This window comes from Alkalihalophilus pseudofirmus (assembly GCF_029094545.1).
In the GTDB taxonomy this organism is placed as follows: domain Bacteria; phylum Bacillota; class Bacilli; order Bacillales; family Bacillaceae_D; genus Alkalihalophilus; species Alkalihalophilus pseudofirmus.
On sequence record NZ_CP117835.1, the window covers coordinates 1,515,643 to 1,535,424 of the forward strand.

The 19,782-nt window shown below is 39.6% G+C and carries 18 protein-coding genes; 13 read left to right on the forward strand and 5 right to left on the reverse strand.

The window, feature by feature from the left end:
- The 7 genes from PQ478_RS07855 to PQ478_RS07885 all read left to right on the forward strand — a co-directional run bounded on the left by PQ478_RS07855 (position 1) and on the right by PQ478_RS07885 (position 8,955).
- Positions 1 to 489 (forward strand): cell wall elongation regulator TseB-like domain-containing protein, encoded by a 489-nt coding sequence (locus tag PQ478_RS07855; protein ID WP_012958540.1) that lies wholly within the window; start codon positions 1 to 3, stop codon positions 487 to 489.
- A 119-nt stretch (positions 490 to 608) separates the two neighbouring features.
- Entirely contained in the window at positions 609 to 1,793 is a 1,185-nt protein-coding gene (locus PQ478_RS07860) for a pyridoxal phosphate-dependent aminotransferase (protein WP_012958541.1), read from the forward strand.
- Positions 1,794 to 1,956: 163 nt separating this feature from the next.
- Positions 1,957 to 3,249, forward strand: a complete 1,293-nt coding sequence (asnS, locus tag PQ478_RS07865) for an asparagine--tRNA ligase (RefSeq protein WP_289236952.1) — start codon at positions 1,957 to 1,959, stop codon at positions 3,247 to 3,249.
- A gap of 172 nt (positions 3,250 to 3,421) precedes the next feature.
- Positions 3,422 to 4,123 (forward strand): DnaD domain-containing protein, encoded by a 702-nt coding sequence (locus tag PQ478_RS07870; protein ID WP_289236381.1) that lies wholly within the window; start codon positions 3,422 to 3,424, stop codon positions 4,121 to 4,123.
- Between the two features lie 32 nt (positions 4,124 to 4,155).
- Positions 4,156 to 4,812: an endonuclease III gene (nth, locus tag PQ478_RS07875; protein ID WP_012958544.1), complete on the forward strand. Its 657-nt coding sequence runs from the start codon at positions 4,156 to 4,158 to the stop codon at positions 4,810 to 4,812.
- Positions 4,812 to 5,312, forward strand: coding sequence for a YpoC family protein (locus PQ478_RS07880; RefSeq protein WP_289236382.1), 501 nt, complete (start codon positions 4,812 to 4,814; stop codon positions 5,310 to 5,312). Before nth ends, PQ478_RS07880 begins: the two co-directional genes overlap by 1 nt.
- Before the next feature lie 76 nt (positions 5,313 to 5,388).
- Positions 5,389 to 8,955: a dynamin family protein gene (locus PQ478_RS07885; protein ID WP_289236383.1), complete on the forward strand. Its 3,567-nt coding sequence runs from the start codon at positions 5,389 to 5,391 to the stop codon at positions 8,953 to 8,955.
- A gap of 418 nt (positions 8,956 to 9,373) precedes the next feature.
- Here the strand turns inward: PQ478_RS07885 and PQ478_RS07890 are convergent, their stop codons facing one another.
- Together PQ478_RS07890 and recU are read right to left on the reverse strand one after the other, a co-directional pair.
- Entirely contained in the window at positions 9,374 to 12,040 is a 2,667-nt protein-coding gene (locus PQ478_RS07890) for a PBP1A family penicillin-binding protein (protein ID WP_289236384.1), read from the reverse strand.
- Between the two features lie 94 nt (positions 12,041 to 12,134).
- Complete coding sequence (gene recU, locus PQ478_RS07895) at positions 12,135 to 12,740, reverse strand: Holliday junction resolvase RecU (RefSeq protein ID WP_289236953.1); 606 nt, start codon at positions 12,738 to 12,740, stop codon at positions 12,135 to 12,137.
- A 205-nt stretch (positions 12,741 to 12,945) separates the two neighbouring features.
- Between recU and PQ478_RS07900 the strand changes: the two genes are divergently transcribed.
- Positions 12,946 to 13,899 carry a DUF2515 domain-containing protein gene (locus tag PQ478_RS07900; RefSeq protein WP_289236385.1) on the forward strand — a complete coding sequence of 318 codons (954 nt, stop codon included), beginning with the start codon at positions 12,946 to 12,948 and terminating at the stop codon, positions 13,897 to 13,899.
- 38 nt (positions 13,900 to 13,937) lie between these two features.
- On the opposite strand, the gene PQ478_RS07905 is transcribed toward PQ478_RS07900, so the two are convergent.
- Positions 13,938 to 14,063 carry a hypothetical protein gene (locus PQ478_RS07905; protein WP_012958551.1) on the reverse strand — a complete coding sequence of 42 codons (126 nt, stop codon included), beginning with the start codon at positions 14,061 to 14,063 and terminating at the stop codon, positions 13,938 to 13,940.
- A gap of 218 nt (positions 14,064 to 14,281) precedes the next feature.
- On the opposite strand from PQ478_RS07905, the gene racA reads away from it, so the two are divergent.
- From racA to PQ478_RS07920, 3 genes are read left to right on the forward strand one after another with little or no spacing between them, the layout of a single operon-like run.
- The gene (racA, locus tag PQ478_RS07910; RefSeq protein WP_289236386.1) at positions 14,282 to 14,842 is read left to right on the forward strand and encodes a chromosome-anchoring protein RacA; all 561 of its coding nucleotides are present in this window, start codon (positions 14,282 to 14,284) and stop codon (positions 14,840 to 14,842) included.
- 42 nt (positions 14,843 to 14,884) lie between these two features.
- Positions 14,885 to 15,277: a YppE family protein gene (locus tag PQ478_RS07915; protein WP_289236387.1), complete on the forward strand. Its 393-nt coding sequence runs from the start codon at positions 14,885 to 14,887 to the stop codon at positions 15,275 to 15,277.
- 25 nt (positions 15,278 to 15,302) lie between these two features.
- Entirely contained in the window at positions 15,303 to 16,151 is an 849-nt protein-coding gene (locus tag PQ478_RS07920; RefSeq protein WP_289236388.1) for a sulfurtransferase, read from the forward strand.
- A gap of 15 nt (positions 16,152 to 16,166) precedes the next feature.
- On the opposite strand, the gene PQ478_RS07925 is transcribed toward PQ478_RS07920, so the two are convergent.
- Positions 16,167 to 16,778 (reverse strand): trimeric intracellular cation channel family protein, encoded by a 612-nt coding sequence (locus PQ478_RS07925; protein ID WP_012958555.1) that lies wholly within the window; start codon positions 16,776 to 16,778, stop codon positions 16,167 to 16,169.
- Positions 16,779 to 16,911: 133 nt separating this feature from the next.
- Positions 16,912 to 17,115 (reverse strand): hypothetical protein, encoded by a 204-nt coding sequence (locus tag PQ478_RS07930; protein WP_012958556.1) that lies wholly within the window; start codon positions 17,113 to 17,115, stop codon positions 16,912 to 16,914.
- A gap of 375 nt (positions 17,116 to 17,490) precedes the next feature.
- Here PQ478_RS07930 and ilvA point away from each other — a divergent pair, with 375 nt between their 5' ends.
- Positions 17,491 to 18,738 (forward strand): threonine ammonia-lyase IlvA, encoded by a 1,248-nt coding sequence (gene ilvA / locus PQ478_RS07935; RefSeq protein ID WP_022627206.1) that lies wholly within the window; start codon positions 17,491 to 17,493, stop codon positions 18,736 to 18,738.
- Between the two features lie 79 nt (positions 18,739 to 18,817).
- Positions 18,818 to 19,726 carry a chemotaxis protein gene (locus PQ478_RS07940; RefSeq protein WP_289236389.1) on the forward strand — a complete coding sequence of 303 codons (909 nt, stop codon included), beginning with the start codon at positions 18,818 to 18,820 and terminating at the stop codon, positions 19,724 to 19,726.
- The last annotated feature ends 56 nt before the right edge of the window (positions 19,727 to 19,782 follow it).

Below are 19,782 nucleotides of genomic sequence, written 5' to 3' on the forward strand. Positions count from 1 at the left end.
ATGAAAAAGATTATATTTACGGGACTGGTTGTAGGCTTTTTAGCTCTTGTTGGTACAAGTGCATATGCCTATCACATTATCCGCGCACCGCTCGTTGAAAGCTATAATGAAGCGAAAGATTTGGCGCTCTCTAATCAGCATCTTCAAACAGTTGAAGGAGCCCACTACTACCATGGTACAGAAGCATATTATGTTTTGACCGGTACTAATGATGACAATGACGAAATGATCGTTTTTGTTGGTGATGACCTAGAAACTGTTCATGAGCTGAAACGAGCGGATGGAATTTCTTATGATCAAGCGATGGAGATTGCCCAACGCGAATTACCAGATAGGAAAATTGAGAAAATTCGTCTCGGCTATACACGAGGGGTTCCTGTGTATGAAGTGATGTACAATGACCAAAATGCTCGAACAGGGTATTATTATCTAACGTTTGAAGACGGGTCCTTTCTAAAAAGATACAGCATTCGAAATATAAATAGATAATATATTAAAGATAAATAAATTTCTTTAATCGTTTGTCTTTTCTGAATCTACACTTGATTCAACTGAGTGTACACACTATAGTTATATATAGTCATGATAAGGGAGTTGACATTAAGAACATGAAATTAGCACAAAGAGTTTCTGCATTAACACCATCGACAACACTAGCCATTACTGCAAAAGCAAAAGAACTAAAAGAACAAGGACATGATGTCATTGGTCTAGGAGCGGGTGAGCCTGACTTTAATACGCCACAGTACATAATCGATGCAGCGGTTCGCTCCATGGAAGAAGGGCACACAAAATATACGCCATCAGGCGGTCTGCCTGCTTTAAAAAAAGCTGTTATTGAAAAGTTTAAAGAAGACCAAGGCTTAGATTATGCACCGAGTGAAATTATTGTAGGAACTGGTGCTAAACATATTCTTTACACGTTGTTCCAGGCACTTTTAGACGAAGCGGATGAAGTTATTATTCCTACACCTTATTGGGTGAGCTATCCTGAACAAGTGAAGCTTGCAGGCGGTGAACCAGTCTATGTAGAGGGACTTGAAAGTAATGATTTTAAAATAACGGCAGAGCAGTTAGAAGCAGTTATTACACCGAAAACAAAAGCGGTTATTATTAACTCTCCATCAAACCCAACAGGCTCTCTTTATTCAAAAGAGGAATTAAAGCAGCTTGGAGATGTTTGCTTAAAGCATGACATTCTAATTGTATCTGATGAAATTTATGAGAAGCTTGTTTATGGTGAAGTAACTCATACATCGATTGCTGAAGTTTCTGATGAGTTGAAGAGACAAACGGTTGTTGTAAATGGGGTTTCTAAATCACATTCTATGACAGGGTGGAGAATTGGCTATGCAGCAGGTCCTGCAGAACTTATTAAAGCGATGACGAACCTAGCAAGCCATAGCACATCAAACCCGACAACAAGTGCACAGTACGGTGCGATTGCGGCTTACACAGAAGATGATGGATCTGTAGAAGTGATGCGTTCTGCTTTTGAAGACCGTCTTAACAAAGTGTATGAAAAGCTTGTTGCCATCCCTGGAGTGTCTTGTGTTAAACCTAAAGGAGCATTTTACCTGTTTCCAAATGTAAGCGAGGCGGCTAAGTTAAATGGGTATGACGATGTCGATAAGTGGGTAGAAGCCTTATTAGCAGAAGAAAAAGTAGCATTAGTTCCTGGTTCTGGCTTTGGAGCACCACATAATGTCCGCTTATCGTATGCGACCTCACTTGAAGCTTTAGAAGAAGCATTAATTCGTATTGAGCGATTTGTTCGTGCAAAAACAAAATAAACCCAGCTCTTCATTCGGCCCTCTTGTATTCAAAGCAAGAGGGCTTAGCTTTTTTTACATGAAATGGAGCTTACGGTCGCTTAGTCGTTGACTTCAAATTTCTAAGAAGGGTATAATGAGCATTGATGTCTCAATAGCATTTGTTAGTGATGGAGGGAATAATGTGAAAACAACAATCGCCAAGGTTGGAAATTATGTCGAGCAAGAAGTAACAATCGGTGCTTGGCTTGCTAATAAACGTTCAAGCGGTAAGATAGCTTTTTTACAACTGCGTGATGGAACTGGTTTTATTCAAGGTGTTGTCGTCAAAGCGGAAGTAGGCGAAGAAGCATTTCAAGCTGCTAAGAACTTAACGCAGGAAAGCTCATTATATGTAACGGGAACGGTACGTGCTGATGATCGTGCTCCGTCTGGTTATGAATTAACAGTCACGAAAGTAGAAGTGATTCACGAAGCTACTGATTACCCAATTACGCCAAAAGAGCATGGCACAGAATTTTTAATGGACCACCGCCATCTATGGCTTCGTTCAAAGCGCCAGCATGCAGTAATGAAGGTGCGTAATGAAATTATTCGTGCTACATATGAATTCTTCAATCAAAATGATTTTGCAAAAGTCGATCCGCCGATTTTAACAGGAAGCGCTCCTGAGGGTACAACGGAATTGTTTGCAACGAAATATTTTGATGAAGATGCTTATTTATCTCAAAGCGGTCAATTATATATGGAAGCTGCCGCTATGGCACTTGGACGTGTCTTTTCATTTGGCCCGACATTCCGAGCTGAAAAATCAAAAACACGTCGTCATCTGATTGAATTTTGGATGATTGAGCCTGAGATGGCATTTGTTGAATTTGATGAAAGTCTTGAAATTCAAGAACAATATGTTTCATACTTAGCTAAGTCAGTACTGGAAAACTGCCAGCTTGAGCTTAAGACATTAGGACGAGATACAGAAAAACTTGAAAAAGTACAAGCTCCTTTCCCGCGTATCTCTTATGATGATGCGATTACGTTCTTACATGAAAAAGGATTTGATGATATTAAATGGGGAGATGACTTTGGCGCACCGCATGAAACGGCCATTGCAGAATATTATGATAAGCCAGTGTTCATCACGCATTACCCTACATCGTTGAAACCTTTCTACATGCAGCCAGATGCGAATCGCGAGGATGTCGTTTTATGTGCAGACTTGATCGCTCCTGAAGGATACGGTGAAATTATCGGAGGATCAGAGCGTATTCACTCATATGAATTACTAGAACAGCGTATTAACGAGCACAACTTGTCACTTGATACGTATCAATGGTATTTAGATTTACGTAAATACGGTTCCGTTCCACATTCAGGATTTGGTCTTGGATTAGAGCGTACAGTAGCGTGGCTCTCTGGAGTAGAACACGTTCGTGAGTCGATTCCATTCCCGCGTTTGTTAAATCGTTTGTATCCTTAATGGGCAAAACCAAAAAAAGTCTCTTTAGGTGGTTACCTAAATAGAGGCTTTTTTTGGTTTTATGCGCTTAACTATTTTCCATGGCGAGTTCTTAGCACTCTAGAAGATCAGGAATGATTAGGCAACGACGGAGCAGGTAATGCGTGTTATAATAATGGGCAGAGGTGTTTTTATGAATCAGAATTTTTTACTGCAATGGATGAAGCAAAAGCAGGTCATTATTCCTGCCTTGCTTATTGAGCATTATTCAAAGCTTGGTATAAATGAGCAAGAATTTGCTGGAATTATTCACGTACAAGCTTTTATTGAACAAGGAGAACCTTTTCCAACTCCCGATCGACTAAGCGAGCGTATGAGTCTGACAACGGCTGAATGCGCCAAGCTGATGGGCGGACTTGTTAAGAAAGGGTTTTTATCATTAGATAAGCATTGGGATAACGAAGGGATCTTATTTGAATTTTATTCATTAGAGCCTTTATACGAAAAGTTATGCACATTCCTTCAATCAAAAGAAATTGAGGGTCAAGAAAAAAGAGAAGAAGAAACAGCAGGTAACCTATATCAAGTTTTTGAAAAAGAATTCTGCCGGCCATTATCACCTATTGAAGCGGAAACGTTATCGATGTGGATTGACCAAGACCAGCATTCCTCAGAACTAATAATCGGGGCTCTCAGAGAAGCGGTCATATCAGGGAAGCTGAATTTTAGGTATATTGATCGGATTTTATTTGAATGGAAACGAAACGGAGTCAAAACGGTGGCTCAAGCAAGAGCTCACGGAGAAAAGTTCAGAGCGCACCAAAAACCGAAGAAAACGGAAAAAGAACGTGTAAGAGCAGACGCGTACCCAAGCTTTAATTGGCTAGAAAAATAGATCTAAATAACAAATAAGGTAGGAATAGAATCGTGTTATCAAAAAAGCAAACAATAGAAGTGTTAGATATTATTGCAGAAATGTATCCAGATGCAGAATGTGAATTAACCCATTCTAATCCGTTTGAATTGTTAATTGCGGTTGTACTATCAGCTCAATGTACAGATGCTCTTGTTAATAAAGTGACACCAGGTTTATTTGCTAAATATAAGCAGCCTGAAGATTATATTGCTGCTCCTCTTGAAGAACTTGAAGAAGATATTCGCAGAATCGGTTTATTTAGAAGTAAAGCAAAAAATATAAAAAAATTATCACAATCACTAGTTGAACAATATAATGGAGAAGTACCAAAAGATAGAGATGAACTAGTGAAGCTGGCAGGCGTGGGCCGTAAAACTGCGAATGTCGTTACATCTGTCGCATTTGGAGTTCCTGCTATTGCAGTAGATACTCATGTAGAAAGAGTATCAAAACGGCTAGGAATATGCAGATGGAAAGATAATGTCAATGTAGTAGAACAGACGTTAATGAAGAAAATCCCAATCGAATTATGGTCTGATTCACATCACAGACTTATTTTCTTTGGTCGTTATCATTGTAAGGCTCAATCACCTAAATGTGAAACCTGTCCGTTACTAGACAGGTGCCGAGAAGGGAAAAAGAGAATGAAAGCAAAAGGACTGCTCTAATGAAGTACTCACTTCCTGCCGATTTTAGGTGCGAGCCGTTTTATAATGGTTCTCAAAGTATAGTCATCTGTTCGGATGATAAACCATTTGAGCGAAGGCTCTTAACGAGTTATTTTTACTATGACATTACAGAAGAAGAGAGACCGTGGGAAAATCCCGCTTCCTTTTTACTCCAGATGTTTGTATTATGGAGAGAAAGAGAAGCGGAGTTACGATCTTTTTTTCAAAAGCGAGACGGAAAAAACGGCAGAACGCTAATGATCGCGATGACTGCAGTGTTTATAGATGCCTTATTTTGGCTCAACAAAAAGAAGGTTGGTCAGCTTCAAGATATTGAAGCTGCAGCAGCTCGGTTAAAGCATAAACCCGTTAATATTGAAGAAAGGCTTCGCTTTATATTAATCAAACCAGATAGTTATCACAGCTTTACTCAACTGCGAGCATTAATGAATGAGCTTGAAAAACTAACTGCACGAAGTAAAGCCATGGGGGAATGGTAACCCCGTGGCCATGTGTGCAACAAACCTTCAGAATACATAAAAAAGTAAGGGATTACATGGAGTGGGGGAGAAATGGATGAGAGTAGATGTCAGCCAACGCGTATTAACGGAGCCTGAAATTCAACGACAAGCAATGATCAAAGATAAAGAGGTTGATGAACGATTTGAGGTCGCATTTTGCGGGCATTTTTCTGCCGGAAAATCAACAATCTTAAATCAACTATTAGGTGCTGAAGTGCTGCCTACAAGTCCAATCCCAACCAGTGCTAATATTATCGGCATTAAAAACGGGGAGCTTGGACTTTTAGTTGAACGGATGGATGATACCGAAAAAGAGTGGACGGGCGAAATTCCATGGGAAAGTGTCAGAGAATGGGGGATGAATGGATCTGATATCCGCCATATGACTATTTTCGCACCGCTTCCTTTTATGCACCCTCAAAGCGTCGTTTATGATACGCCGGGGGTGGATTCTACAGATCCAACTCATCAAGCCGTTACAATGGAAGCCCTGTACACAACAGACTTGATCGTCTATGTGATGGACTATAATCATATTCAATCCGAAACCAACTTATATTTTTTAAAGCAGTTAACAGATGAAAACAAACCGCTTTACATTGTGATCAATCAAGTGGATAAACATGATGAGTCAGAGTTGTCTTTCGATTCGTTTAAGCAGTCGGTGTTAGACGGGTTTAAAGAATGGGGCATCGAGCCTCTCGATTTATATTTTACGAGCATGAAAGTACATGATCATCCATTAAATCAATTCACTGAATTTAAACAAAAAATTAAAGCGATCTTGCACTACAGTCATGAGTTAATTCCAGCTTCAAAAAAGCGATTAAACGAAAGCTTTTATTTGAGTGTAGCTTCTAGAATAGAAGATGAGAAGCAAGAAAAAATGGAAGAGGTTATTGAGGAGCTTTCTGAAAATGGCTTTGATAAAGAAGATTTAGGACGGAAGCAATCTATTCAAGAAGAATTAAAAGAAAATGTTCAGGCCGAAAAAATGATCCGTGAAACGTTTGAAGACGAGTGGGCAAAACTGACAAAAGATGTCACCTTGTTTCCTTACGAAACAACTGAGCTATGCCGTGAATGGATTGAGTCGATGCAGCCTCAATTTAAAGTTGGCTTGTTTTTCGCTAAGAAGAAAACAGAAGAAGAAAGAGAGCTTCGTTTAAAGAAATTAATCGAAAGCACGCAAGATAAGGTAAAAGGGCAGCTCGAGTTTCATGTGCATCGTCTTTTCGAAAAGTATGACCGTACTCATTTATCAAATAAAGAAGCGTTTGAAGATGCAATTCGTCAGGTGCATGTAAACGTGGAACCAGAGCACTTTGAAAAAGCACTTAAAACGGGTCCTCATGACCGTGAGTATGTGTTTACGTTTACCAAAGATCGTACCGCTTATTTTGTAAAGGAGTTAAAAAGACTTGCTGAAGCAGTGATTGAAACCTATATCTCGGGGCTAAGAAGTCATTGGGAAGGTGAAAGGCTGCAATTAGAAGCAGAATTAACTCGCTTTAAAGAAATTGAAACATTTACAACCAAACTAGACGATATTGAAGCAGAATTTAACATGGAAAAAGAAGAGTACTTTGAGCTTGCAGCCTCATACTCCGATCAAGGTCACTATGAAAGTCAGCTTGAGGCAATGAGTGAACGTGAGGTTCCGCAAGATGTAGACCAATCAGTCTTTCACCATGTCTCCTTACCTGAAGAAAGTGTCATTGAAACAAACTGGGATGAGGATGCTAGTGAGAAAAGAGCTCGTTTTGATGAGGAAGAAGCGAACAGCTGGCTAACAAAGCTTACTACGATTACACAATCGCATGAAGCACCTGAAATAGTGGATCGTGAAAAGCGAAAGCTCTTAGATCGAGTGAAAAGATATCACAACCGTTCCTTCATCATCTCATTATTTGGAGCATTTAGTGCGGGTAAATCAAGCTTTGCTAATGCTTTATTAGGCGATGCCATATTACCGGTTTCCCCGCATCCTACAACAGCTACTGTTACCACCGTTAAGCAGTCAAACAGTGAACATAAAAACTTGAGTGCAAGCGTCGAGATAAAAACGCCCGAGCAGCTGAATCAAGAGATTAAATCGGTAGCGAAGCAGTTAGATGAATCACTGACGCTTGACAGCTTAGTAAAATGGCGTCCTAAAGATACACAACAAACAACAAGCTGGCAAAGAACATATGTCTCTTATTTATTAACATTAAAAGAAAGCTTAAAAAAGACTGAGTGGACGCTAGGAGAGACGTTATCTGTTTCCCATGAGCAGCTCACGCAATACGTGGCAGATGAAAAGTATGCCTGTTTGATTCACCATGTGACAATATACTATGACTGCCCGTTGACAAAAGAGGGGATCGTTTTAGTCGATACGCCTGGAGTAAACTCCATTCACGGTCGTCATACAAATGTAGCTTTTACTCAATTAAGAGAGTCTGATGCGATTTTTTATGTTACGTATTATAATCATGCGTTCTCGAAGTCAGATCAGCATTTCCTTACACAAATGGCTAAAGTCAATGATCGCTTCAGTACGGATAAATTGTATTTTATTTTAAATGCAGCAGACCTTGCGAGCAGTCCGGCAGAGTTAAACGGAGTTAGAAAACACATTCATGATCAGCTTGTAAATATTGGCATTGATAAGCCTCGACTATATCCTTTATCAAGTAAGAAAGGGTTAGAGGCGAAACGCAGCACCTCTTCTCCTGATGAAATGTTTGAACGGTTTGAGAAGGCATTTTATACAGAGACGATTCAAGAATTAAAGCAGTTAAGCTTCTCATTAATTCAAGAAGAAACAAGGACTTATACAGAGCAGTTAAATGAAACGCTGAATTATATGAATGCGAGCAAGGAAGAGCGTCTAGCTAAACAAAATAAGAAAAAAGCGCAAGTCACTAAGTGGAAGAAGCATGTTGAGGACGTTGAACCGATCTCAGCAAAAAGAAGAACGACCCAAGAAATTAACGAGCTATTCCTATATCTGCGTGAACGCGTTCAATATGTATTAAATGATCAATACACAGATGCGGTTAATGTAGTTACTGTTACTGGAAAATCCAAAAAAGCTCAACACCAAAGCCTTGCTGCAGCCATTAAAGAGTGGAGAAACTCAGGTGAATACTTCTTAGTACAAGAATTAGGAGCAACGATATTGCGAGTAGAAACCTCTATGAAGCAGGCTCTAATTACGTGGATGAGAGAGACTGAGGAGTCCATTAGAAATGAATTTACGCATTTTATGTTAGATGCTGAAGAGTTGAATGTCCAATTTGATCATCAAAGAGAACATCATATTTTCACTATAAACCCTAATGACTATCTTTCATTTTTATCTTCGTTAAAGAGCTTTTTTGAAGAAGGGGGAAGTCGTAAGCTAAAAGACCAGCTCGTATCTGACGGTACAGAAATGGCTAAAGCGTATTTGAGTCAGCTAGAAAAAGAAGTAGACAGTGAAGCAGTAGATCTTTTTGATACTCTTGAAGCAGAGATGAAAAAACAAATTTTAGACAGTCTTGACCGTGAGTATGAACGCTTAACTGTTGATATGTCAGAGCAAGAAAAGCAAGTGATTGAGACAGAGTGGAAAGAGCTGGAGGCTATCGTTTGATTGTGAATAGCTATTCGTTACCATTATCTCAAGAGAGTAATCTTGTAAAGGTACGTTAAATCGATCGGCATAAGTAGGATGTTTGCCGCTCCTGAAAATATACTTCGCTTTCCGCAGGAAGCTGCTGAGCCTCCTCGTGCTATTGCACTGTGGGGTCTCAGCCCTGCTTTACATCCTGCAGGGGTCTACGTATATTTCATCCGCTAGTTATTGCTTTGGCTTTCTTTTTGTGGAGTGATTTAGTAATGATTCACCTCATTTAAAGAACAATAAAAATTTTACCCCTGAACAGCACCGCACACTCTTGTGTGGTGCTGTTCTTTTTATATCCGTATATCTGTAATAACTCATTAAAGAAGGGATCTAATCATAAGAAAGGACACCCAACCATTGAGTGGTGGGTGTCCTTTTCTGTTGCTTATTCGTCTTCTTCTTCTCTTGTCGAACTGCTGTTTGTTTCAACTTCTTCATCATCACCTGGTTCTTCAGGAGCAGGTGGGGTTTCTTCGTTACCGGAACCATCGTTGTTATTCCCATTTCCATTGCCGTTTCCGTTCCCATTATTGCCATTGTTTCCATTGTTATTTCCGTTATTGTTTCCTTCGTCTCCCTGATTGTTTTCTTCTTCATTTTCATCATCAGGATTTAGAGGTTCTTCAGTTTCTTCTTCTTCAATCGGTTCTTCTTCTAATTCTTCTTCCTCTTCAGCGCCAGTAATTGTCACTTCAGCACTTGCAGGATCACTGCGTAAGCTTGAATTATCGTTAGATACAGCAGTTACTGTGAATCGGTACGTAGCACCTGGTTCTACATCTGATAAAATAAATTGCATATCAGATCCTTGTGCGACCGTTTGCGGGCTTGAACCGTTCACACTGAGCTGCAGATCAAATGTAACTGCATCACGTTGATTGCTCGGATAATCCCAGCTGACAATGACTTGATTTGAGCCTTCATCATAGCCTGCAGTCATATTTGTTGGTGCTTGCAAGCGAATGAACTCCTCTGATACACGAGTCGGCTCATTTCCTCGAACAAATAGTTCTTCTACAATTTCACTCCGTGGAGTAAATTCACTAGGTAGAAGTCCTGTTGAACGCTCAACTCCAATCCGCACCACTGAGTTTGGTTGAGTGAAGTCTGGTGTTTCTATGTTACTAGAAACCTCTTCCATTACCGCTTTAAAAATACGCTGAGCTAAGCGGCGGTCTTCTTGGGATTGAAGATAATTTCCTTCATCATATTTTGTAAAACCAGCCCATACGGCTGCGGTATAGTTCGTTGTGTAGCCTGAGAACCATACATCAGGTACCCCGTCACGAGGGATGTTGAACTTAGTACGAGTGTCTTGTGCAAAGTTTGTTGTTCCAGTTTTACCTGCCATTGGAAGGCCAGGGATATTTGCTGTTGTACCTGTCCCATCAGTTACGGCCGTTTTCAACATATCTGTAACCATATATGCTGTGTAATCACTCATCGCTGAAGTCGGCTCAGGAGATGTATTGATCTCTCGTCCGTCAGGGAAGACAATTTTACGCACTGTATGCGGCTTATTGTATGTCCCATTATTACCGAACGCTGCATAAGCTCCTGCAAGATCCATCGTAGAAAACCCAGTATTAAAACCGCCAAGTCCATATGATTCAGGCATTGGCTCTTGATCAATTGGAATTCCTAGGCCTTGAGCAAAATTAGCTGCACGATCCACTCCAACTTCCTGCAACGCTTTAACTGCTGGAACGTTTCGTGAGCGAGCCAGCGCACGGCGCATAGACATGGCACCTTCGTATGTACCGCCAAAGTTACCGAATTCTGTTCCATTACTGTACGTGTGCGCCTCATCTACTAGAACTTTTGCAGTAGACCATTGCAGGTATTCAATAGCCGGGCCGTAATCTAGGATCGGTTTAATTGTAGAACCGGGCTGTCTCTCAATTTCAGTAGCATAGTTTAAGCCGCGCTGAATGCCTGTATCTTCCAATCCGCTTCCTATAGCTCGAATTTCACCAGTTTTTGTATCAAGCAGCGTAATCCCTGCTTGGAAAAAATCATTATCAGGATAATTTGCAATAAAGTCGTTTGTTTGAAGTACCCGTTCTACATGCTCTTGTGCTTCAACATCTAAGGTTGTGTAAACTCGTAATCCTGAATGGTATAAATCGTGAATAGAAATCCCATCCATAGCTTCAATTTCAGAAACGATCTGATTGTAGAAGGCTTCATATGGATAGGCTTCACGCTTTCCCGAAGGATTTAATTGGTCTTCAATTGGAATAGCTTTAGCTTGAGCTGCTTCTTCACTTGTTACTTTGCCGTGCTGCTCCATTAAAGAAATTACTAAGTTTCTGCGGCTTTCTGCAGCTTCAGGGTTTTGAGTGGGATCATAGAAGCTTGGACGTCTTGGGATCCCTGCTAATAATGCAGCATCTGCTAAAGTTAAATCTTGAATCGATTTATTGAAGTAGCTTTGAGATGCAGCTTCAACACCCCAGCCTCCAGAGCCGAGATAGATTTGGTTCATGTACATTTCAAGAATTTGATCTTTTGAATATTTTTGTTCAAGTTTAACAGCTAAATACTGTTCTTGGACTTTTCGTGTTAATTGCTTCTGCTCATTTAAGAATAAATTCTTAACAAGCTGCTGGGTAATGGTACTAGCTCCCTCAGCTCCGAAACCATCTGTTACGTTGGCGGCTAAGGCTCCAAACATACGTCTGACATCGATACCAAAATGATCATAGAAGCGAATATCTTCAACGGCAATAAAGGCATCTTCTAGTACTTGCGGTGCATCTTGAATACTAATATTGATTCTTCGTTCTGAGGAATCAAGCTGGGAAACAAATTCATCATTTTTATCATGGATGATTAATGCTTGAGATAACTGCAAACGTTCTTCATCAAGCGGCGGGGCCCCTTGAATCATCACAAAGGCGGTTATTCCTCCGCCAAGAATCGCTAGAATCCCTAGCGTCATAATCGCAATTACAATTTTTTTAAACAAACCTTTTCTAGGCTTTTTATCTTTTTTCTTTGTTTGACGTGCTTGACGACGGCCAGCTCGTGTGTTTTGTTCTTCTGACATCGCAATCTTCCTTTCTATGCATGTTAACCTTCTGCATGTTAACCTTATGCAACTTAACTCTTTTCACTTAAACCAGTTTTGCACTTGCTGCTTTTTACGAGAAGTAAACTTCATCAACGATTGGCAGGTAATCAATTCGTGGATGATATCCTATTTTAATCAAATGTCCATATCTTTCAACATCGGACTTTCGTATTGATTTTCTTGAATCAGCCATTTGTTCATAAAATTTAATTAAATGCGTGGCATCTAATAAATACACTTCGTCTGTAGTTGAAAAGCGTAATAGTATAAAACAGATGCCTTGTTGTGTTAATACTTCTTTCATATGTTTCACTTGGTGATCGTGAAAATTTTTCAAAGGAAATGACGTTTTGTTTTTTGTTTCCTTTGCTTCAAAATCAATATATCTACCTTTGTATACGCCGTTATAGTCAGTAGTAGAGGCTTGCTTAAAATATGCTTCCTTTATGACAGCAGCACTTCTTTTTGGATAATCTACCTTTACGATCTGAACGGGAGTAGGTTTCTTATGAATGACAGCTTTACCTGTCTCTAGATACCATTCATTTGTTGTATTTATATCCTCCTCTAAAGTCATCCCGCGATTACTATAGGTTATTTCGTTCGTTTTCTTTGGCAGCTTCCTGCTCTTTGGCGAAGTCTCAAATCGTTTTCCATTTGGATACCTGATTGTCATCTTCATCACAACCTTTGTTCATCATCATGTAAGAACATGCATGGAATCAAAAATATGGTAAAAGCTAGTAGGGAGATTCCATCACACAATCTTACCATATCTTATAATGAACTGGGTAGATAGTAATTTTGGATGTTATGTGACAAATAAAATGTACGATATCAAGATGATAAGATCCTATGAAATCGAAAGCAGGATAAAATATATGACTATATCTACGAATGAACTTCAATTAATAAAGAAGTCTGTTGAAAAACATAACAGAGATAATATTAGCCGAACAAAAGCATATGAACGCTTTTATGAGAGAAACCCAGAGATCAGATGGGCAATGCTTGCGGGAATTGTTTCTAGAAACGCCGGCTGGAATATGACGGATTTATCGAGTAAATGGTTTCAAGGTATTCTTGACAAAAACTCTCGTGCTACTATTTTTGCCATGTACGAGCGAGCAAATTGGATCATTTTCCAAGACGCTTACCCACAACTTCTACTATATGAATGGGCGAAGAAAAAACAACTACCCGTTTTTGAACAATTAAAGACATTTCACGTATCCGAATTTATGAGACAGGAATGGGAAATATTTTGGGAAGCAAGGGATGAAGTGAGGTTATGTACTTCCTTAATTATTAATGAACAACAATTGTTAGAGTTAGAAGTAATGAGCAGCGGGCTTTTTCAAAAAAATGTGTTCCATACATTGCGCTATCAACTGGAGGAACATGCGCATTTCAGCTATGTTCTTCTGCCCACGATGAACGGATCCATTTATGGTCAGTATGTCCGGAATTTTACTCATGTTAATCAACGAATTGAACTGGGAAAAAGGTTGGCGATGATTTTATTTCACCCTGTAGTTCATAAAGATATCTTACAATTTACGCGAAAAGTTGAACATACTGGTTTAAGAAGAGACTATGAGCGAATATGTGAGATCACATCCCCTAATACAAGCCCTATGCTGCGCGTTTTACATCCGGTCTATCATCATAAGCCTCCTAAAGGACTGGATTGGTTTTCCTCCCGGAAGCCGCTTTCTCCTTTATTTAAGCGGGTAAAAGAAACAAGGCCTGAGGAAATCAGGGAATGGGTCCATACGAAGAGGGTAGAACTTTATTGGATTTATAAGTGGGGGCAACTATTTATGCATAAATAAAAACCGAGTTCGCTTATAGGAACTCGGCTTTTTCTTGCTTACTCGGCAGGACGATTAGGTCCTCCTAATTTTTTATCTCCAGTATAACCAGAATCTTTTTGGTGTTCTCTTTTTGGTGCTTGGTCTTTTTGGTTCAGTTTTTTATTCGTGTTATTTTGCTGCATGCTAATCCCTCCTTAAAAATAGTATGCCTATGATAAATAATTAGATGTACACCCCGTATAAAGTTTTACACGTATCGTCAAAATTAGACGTTTCTAAACTCGATGTGTATTTTTTTAACCTTCTTTGCCGAATGGATTCTAGTTTTGTCATCATGCAGGTTTAGAGAAGATAAAGAACGAATTTTCAACTTAGAACTTTAAACGGGAGGGGACGTCTTATGGAAATGACGATGAAAACAAAAGAGGTTTCAGAGCAGTTAGGGGTAAATCCGACAACCATTCAACGCTGGATGAAGTTCTTTAATATTCACTGTGAGACAAATGAACATGGTCACTACTTTTTTACTGATGAACAGCTTGTTGTATTAAAAACAATCCAAGCACAGCTTCAAGAAGGCAAAAAAATGAAAGAAGTGGACTTAAGTGAATACTCATCGATCATTTCTAAGAGTCCATCAACGGATACAAAGATCCAAAAGCAAACTAAAGCAGTAAACGTCCATGCTGGGGTATATGAAGAAAAGCTTGAAAATGTGCTGAAACGAGTAGAGGACCTTGAAGCTGAACTTTCTAAAAAAGCAGATGAAGTGGTAAGTTATCAATTATTAAAGCACCGTTCGGAAATTGAAAATATGATGAAAATGCTTCAAAAGCTGGAGGCTAGGATTGATAAAATGGAGGAAAAAGTAACACCAGACGAGGAAGTGGAATTACCGGTTGCAGCTGGGGCAGAACCGAAAAGAAAGTGGAGGTCGTTTAAGCAGATGTTTTCCTTTTAACCCTTATCGTCATTTGCTATGATAAGGGAGAGGTGAGGAAGAATGCTTTCCAAAGAAGAATTAGATTTAAAAACATACAACGAAGAACTTCTTCGTCTAAATGAAGAAGCAGAATCTTATTATATAAATCAGGTTCGAAAAGAAGGATATGAACCTGATTTTTTTGGTGTGGTAAAACCATTTGCTGATCGCGTTAAAGAAACAAGCGAAAATTGGAAGCCGCTTGCAGAAGCGTTTGTGTTGAAAACAAAGCCTAAGCATTTATATCCGATCCAAATCACTCACACGTTTGATAATTTAGAAGTGGTGGCGATTAAATCCTTTTATCCAAAAACAGGGTTGAAAAAGCAAATTGAAACCTTTAAATCGGTTGCGTTTGTCCTCAATCAGTTAAATCAATTGCTCGATGAAGAACAGGATACAACCCATCATTAAAAAGACGGTAAGGAGCTGGATACAGATGAATCAAAACCTGCCATTTATTAAAACAGCTAAAGAGGTCAAAAGCTTAATAGAGGATGGGGCTTCGCTCCGTTTAATTGATTGCAGAACAAAGCTTGGTGACCCAAGTGATGGCCGCCGAAGGTATGAAGAAAGTCATCTTCCTAATGCGGCTTACGTGGATCTTGAAGGGGATCTGACTGGCGAGAAAGGAGAGCATGGCGGCAGACATCCATTGCCAACGCCTGAAGCACTAGGGGAGATGTTCAGCCACTTAGGAATTGACAAAGAAACAATGGTCGTTGCGTATGATGATGAGGGCGGTGCATTTGCTTCTAGACTGTGGTGGATGTTATCTTATGTCGGCCATGAAAACGTCTATATATTAAATGGCGGATTTAAAGAGTGGACGGAGCACGGCTTTCCTGTTACAAAAGAAAAACCTGTTTTCACAAAGAAGGACTTTTCTGTAAATGTACAGCCGCATATGACGATTTCAAAAGAAGAAGTAGCCGCATCGCTTAATGAGGCTATTCTGATTGACTCTAGGGAGCTTGCAAGGTATCAAGGGATTTCAGAGCCTGTTGATAAGAAAGCGGGCCGGATTCCAGGAGCGGTTCATGGCTTCTGGAAGGAAAACTTAGATGAATCTGGAATGTGGAAAGATGAACATCGTTTAAGAGAACGTTTTGCTGATCTGCATTTTGATGAAGAAATTATCGTCTACTGTGGTTCTGGCGTCACGGCTTGCCCGAATATTCTAGCTCTAAAGGGCTTAGGTTATCAAAATGTAAAACTGTACCCAGGCAGCTGGAGTGATTGGATTACCTATCCGGATGCCCCGATAGAAAAAGAACCGCAATCATAAATTGCGGTTCTTTTTTTAGTTTGCTGGCTGTTCAATTTTGCGGTGTGGAAGCTGCCACTGATAATGGACGGACAACATTCTAAGTACAACCATTACAATAAATACCAGCCACAGCCCGATTGTTCCTGTTACTAAATTAAGACCGATCGCGAGACCCGCAATCAATGTCCAGCCAATATAAATTTCTTTTCGCAAGAATAATGGTTTTCTGCCTGCTAATACATCTCTAATCATGCCGCCCCCTGTTCCTGTGAGCGCTGCAGCAACAAGAACGGCACTTAGCGGATGTCCCATTTCTGTGGCATACATGGCCCCTTGAATGGCAAAAGCAGCAAGACCCATCGCATCAAACAGGATACCGAATTTCAGCCATCTGTTAATCCAAAGGGAAGGGAAAATAAAGGCAACAGTCATAACAATAATAGCAATTGTGAATAAAGTTCCTTGATCCCAAAGTGCTGACACAGGCACCCCGATAAGCAGGTTTCGAATTGCACCGCCGCCAAAAGCGGTGACAAGGCCGAGGATATATACACCCATTAAGTCGTAATCTTCCTCCATTGCGACAATGACGCCACTCAGTGCAAAGGCGACGGTCCCAATAACATTTAACACATCAAACGTCATAGTAATGCCCCCATAATAAAGCTCCTTTGTGTGAATTCTCGGTGTAGTATGCATGTCTTTATTGCATCACATAAATCAAGGGTTTGGTTCATTACCGAACCAAACCCTTAAATCAAACTTTCGTGCGTTCTTATTAGCCGTTATCACGGAATGATAGAAAGATCATGAAAGCAAGAGTTACAATTGAAAGTGCAGTTAGCGCCCCAGTGATTAAACCAGATGGTTCAGCATGTGCAGCATCTTCTGCAGCACCGCCGCCTGCTGCTAAAATAGCTTGCGCTCCCATGAATAATGATGTTAATAAGATCGTTGTCATTAGTGCTAGTTTTTTAAACATATTCGACCCTCCTCTAATAGATAAACCATAGTAGAAACACATATATCGATCTATGTATGACAAATAGGTCATACTCGTTCGTCCACTTTATTATAGTGGCGCTCTAAAAAATAATCAACAAGCAATCGCTTACCAAAGCTGTATGCAAAGGATGAATGTTACTGAGGGTGCTGAAAGAAATAGAAAGATGATTGTTCGCTGCATATAGGGGTTCGCAAAAATAAGAGCATATGGTAAGATGATGAAGATATTAATGTATGTATGTGCGTTTTAAAGAGTTATTTAAATGTTATAGAATGTATTATATAAACACAATCTTTTAGAGGAATTAAGCTATACCTTAGCAAAACGAAAGCAAACGAGGGGATTACACACATGGGAACCTTACACATTGAAGATATCATCATTGCCAATCAACGATTAAAGGATGTCGTTACACACACGCCGCTTCAAAAAAATCAAGTGTTATCTGAACGTTATCAATGTAATGTCTATTTGAAACGTGAAGACTTGCAAGTTGTTCGTTCATTTAAAATCCGAGGTGCTTTCCACCAAATATCAAGCTTGCCAGTAGAAGAATTAAACAATGGGGTCGTATGTGCGAGTGCTGGTAATCATGCTCAAGGTGTTGCTTATTCTTGCCATACCCTAAAGATCACTGGCAAGATCTTTATGCCTTCAACTACACCTAGGCAGAAAGTAGATCAAGTGAAATTCTTTGGTAAGGAATATGTGGAAGTCATTTTAATTGGTGATACATTTGACGATTCTTTTAATGAAGCAATGAAATATTGCGAAGAGCATCAAATGGCATTTATTCACCCCTTTGACCAAGAAAAAATTGTAGCCGGTCAAGGAACAGTGGGTATGGAAATTATGAATGATATTGAAGAAAATATAGACTACTTATTTTCATCTATTGGCGGCGGCGGATTAATCAGCGGAACTGGAACATATATTAAGAGTATTTCACCACGCACAAAGATCATCGGATGTGAGCCTTCAGGCGCACCGGCGATGAAAGAATCGATCGAACAAGGAAAAGTTATTGAACTTGAAAAGATTGATAAATTTGTGGACGGTGCCGCTGTAAAAAAAGTAGGTGATCTTCCATTTGAGATTTGTCAAAAGATCCTTGATGATATCGTGTTAGTACCTGAAGGGAAAATTTGTACAACCATCCTGGAGTTGTACAACCAGAATGCGATTGTCGCAGAACCTGCAGGGGCTATGCCGATCTCTGCCCTCGACTTCTATAAAGATGAAATTAAAGGAAAAACGGTTGTTTGTGTAGTTAGTGGAGGTAACAACGATATTGGACGTATGCAGGAAATGAGGGAACGTTCGTTGATCTATGAAGGGCTGCAACATTATTTTATTGTTCAATTCCCGCAGCGTGCCGGGGCATTAAGAGAATTTATCTCAGATGTGCTTGGGCCGGATGATGATATTACACGTTTTGAGTATACAAAGAAAAATAATAAGGCAAATGGACCTGTCCTGATTGGAATCGAACTTAAATGTGATGAAGATTACGATCACTTAATAGATCGATTGGAGAAAAAAGGATTCGGTTATCATGAAATCAACAAAAATGAAAGTTTATTCAACTTATTAATTTGATGTCCTTTTATAAATAGCTCGTTCTCATTGCGAACGAGCTTTCTTTTAATCTAAAACTAGTTCAAAAGGTGTGAGTATAATGGCGTTAAATCAAGAGGGGATTTTGCTTGATTCGGGAACAAATGAGCTTGAAGTCATAGTGTTTAATGTTGGAAATGGTACGTATGGGATAAATGTGATGAAAGTTCGTGAGATTGTTCAGACGCAAACCGTAACCCATATTCCTAATAGTCATCCGCATATTGAAGGAATGATTCGTCTGCGTGATGAGGTGTTAACAGTTGTTAACTTAAAAGAAGTATTAGGGTGTGTGAGCGAGGGAGACGACAGTCAAGATAAGTTTATCGTTTCTGAGTTAAATAAAATGAAAGTTGCTTTCCGTGTCAGCGGCGTTTCGAGAATTCATCGTATTTCTTGGGAACAAATTGAAAAGCCGACTGAATTATCTCAAGGGCTCCAAAGTGCAACAACAGGGGTCATTAAACTTGACGGACAAATGATTCTGCTTCTTGACTTTGAGAAAATTGTAGTAGATATTAATCCATCAAAAGGAATCAATGTGGAACAAGTTAGAAAGCTCGGGAGAAGAGAGCGCAGTCATAAAAAAATTGTCGTAGCGGAAGATTCAGCTATGTTGCGTAAGCTGCTTCATCAGACCTTAGCTGAGGCGGGGTATGAACAAGTAACTTTCTTTGAAAATGGGAAAGAGGCGCTTGATTACCTTGAATATCTTCAAACGTCAGATGAGCATACGGTTGAAGAAGAGGTACAGCTTGTTATAACAGATCTTGAGATGCCGAAAATGGATGGACTCCATTTAACAAGACGGATAAAAGAAGATGATGATTTTAAACGAATCCCCGTTATTATCTTTTCCTCTTTAATTACTGATGACTTATATCATAAGGGGATTGCAGTTGGTGCAGACAGACAGGTTAGTAAACCTGAAATCGTAAAATTAATAGAAGAGATTGATCTTTTAGTATAGAACAAAACCTCCCCTAATGTAGTGGGAGGTTTCTTCGTGTAGTTATAAAAATGTAT

Bases quoted from the DNA above. Each gene is read 5' to 3' on its own strand.
- PQ478_RS07940 (WP_289236389.1), top strand. From the start codon at position 18,818: ATGGCGTTAAATCAAGAGGGGATTTTGCTTGATTCGGGAACAAATGAG.
- PQ478_RS07860 (WP_012958541.1), top strand. From the start codon at position 609: ATGAAATTAGCACAAAGAGTTTCTGCATTAACACCATCGACAACACTA.
- recU (WP_289236953.1), bottom strand. From the start codon at position 12,740: ATGACAATCAGGTATCCAAATGGAAAACGATTTGAGACTTCGCCAAAG.
- PQ478_RS07905 (WP_012958551.1), bottom strand. From the start codon at position 14,063: ATGCAGCAAAATAACACGAATAAAAAACTGAACCAAAAAGACCAAGCA.
- PQ478_RS07900 (WP_289236385.1), top strand. From the start codon at position 12,946: ATGACTATATCTACGAATGAACTTCAATTAATAAAGAAGTCTGTTGAA.
- PQ478_RS07890 (WP_289236384.1), bottom strand. From the start codon at position 12,040: ATGTCAGAAGAACAAAACACACGAGCTGGCCGTCGTCAAGCACGTCAA.
- PQ478_RS07885 (WP_289236383.1), top strand. From the start codon at position 5,389: ATGAGAGTAGATGTCAGCCAACGCGTATTAACGGAGCCTGAAATTCAA.
- PQ478_RS07930 (WP_012958556.1), bottom strand. From the start codon at position 17,115: ATGTTTAAAAAACTAGCACTAATGACAACGATCTTATTAACATCATTA.
- PQ478_RS07870 (WP_289236381.1), top strand. From the start codon at position 3,422: ATGAATCAGAATTTTTTACTGCAATGGATGAAGCAAAAGCAGGTCATT.
- PQ478_RS07880 (WP_289236382.1), top strand. From the start codon at position 4,812: ATGAAGTACTCACTTCCTGCCGATTTTAGGTGCGAGCCGTTTTATAAT.
- racA (WP_289236386.1), top strand. From the start codon at position 14,282: ATGGAAATGACGATGAAAACAAAAGAGGTTTCAGAGCAGTTAGGGGTA.
- PQ478_RS07920 (WP_289236388.1), top strand. From the start codon at position 15,303: ATGAATCAAAACCTGCCATTTATTAAAACAGCTAAAGAGGTCAAAAGC.
- PQ478_RS07915 (WP_289236387.1), top strand. From the start codon at position 14,885: ATGCTTTCCAAAGAAGAATTAGATTTAAAAACATACAACGAAGAACTT.
- PQ478_RS07925 (WP_012958555.1), bottom strand. From the start codon at position 16,778: ATGACGTTTGATGTGTTAAATGTTATTGGGACCGTCGCCTTTGCACTG.
- PQ478_RS07855 (WP_012958540.1), top strand. From the start codon at position 1: ATGAAAAAGATTATATTTACGGGACTGGTTGTAGGCTTTTTAGCTCTT.
- ilvA (WP_022627206.1), top strand. From the start codon at position 17,491: ATGGGAACCTTACACATTGAAGATATCATCATTGCCAATCAACGATTA.